Annotated in this window: 1 protein-coding gene; it reads right to left on the bottom strand. The window is 65.1% G+C overall.

Annotation, left to right across the window (positions count from 1 at the left end; genetic code table 11):
- Positions 1-289 precede the first annotated feature (289 nt).
- Positions 290-1033 (bottom strand): chymotrypsin family serine protease, encoded by a 744-nt coding sequence (locus AWC14_RS14820; protein WP_084264311.1) that lies wholly within the window; start codon positions 1031-1033, stop codon positions 290-292.
- Positions 1034-1177: the final 144 nt, after the last annotated feature.

Here is a 1177-nt window from a genome sequence, read left to right as displayed (position 1 = left end):
GGACCACCCGGTAGTCGCCGATATAGCCGGTGTCCCCGCCCACTCACCGAGTTTCGCACATTCCCGCTGCACAAAAGAACCCGAATTGCGCGGGATGACAATCGCGGCAATGGGGCACCGTGGCAGCCACAAACCTAAACAGGGCCGTCGTTTTCGTACCTCGTGATTCGGCTTAAGCCGCCACCAGTCCCATCCTTGGGCTTCTAGTGCGAGCGCTGCTCGTGCCGCGCAAATGAGTGCAGGCCTAGCCGATGTCGGCTAGGCCTGCACTCATTAGTGGCAGAGCGTGTTACCCGCCTGGTGTGTAGGCGGCCGGCAGTGGGTTCGGCGCGACCGGTGTGCGGTCGAGCGTGAGGTGCCACTTGTCCAGCCACGGCCCTACGAGCTCGGCGACAGCGCCGTCGCCAGAATCGTTGCCGCGAATCATGATTCCGACGGCGGTGGCGGTCCCGTCAGCGTTGCGGTAGTACACCGGCCCTCCCGAGTCGCCCTTGGCCGCCTTCGCGGTGAAGGCCACCTTCGAGGGAGTGACTTCGGTGATAGCCCCGCACTGCAGCCCGGTGGCGAGCCCGAACTTGCACAGCGTCTGCCCGACCTGCAGCCGGACGGGATTGGCGGCACCGGTGACTGGCCGGACCCCAATGATTCGGGTATCTGTCGGCGCGGACGCGTCCAGCCCGATCAACGCGATATCGGACGCCTCGCCCACGTTGCCCTCGTCGACACTGTCATCGGTGAAGCTGCCGAAGGTTTCGTACTGACCCGCCGCGTTCTTGTACGACGCGGTGCCGCCGTAATTGCAGTGTCCGGCGGTGAGCAACCCCGGCTGCCCTGTGCTGGTGTGCACGAGGAACGCCGCGCTACAGGTGTCCTTTCCTGCGCCCACCGCATCCACGGCAACGATGCCGATGCCGGGTGCGATGGCCGGGGTAGGCGGCAGCGGGGGAGTGGGGGTGGCTGCTGCGGTGGTGGCGGTGGCCATCGCGAGCAGGGCACCAAACATCGCCGCGGCTGCAGCTTTGATTGCTCGCATGACGTCCACCTCCTCCCCGCGCAGATATGTCATGAACAGGGCTCCGTCATTATCCCTTATTCCGCGGCTGGTCGGTAGCTTGTTACGCCGAAGGTGTGTGACCTGCGGGTTTAGCCACATCTCGCGGGGTTCTGTCGGCGTGTT

The sequence above is a fragment of the Mycobacterium kyorinense genome (assembly GCF_002101735.1).
GTDB lineage: Bacteria > Actinomycetota > Actinomycetes > Mycobacteriales > Mycobacteriaceae > Mycobacterium > Mycobacterium kyorinense.
This window is presented reverse-complemented; position numbering and strand designations above follow the sequence as displayed.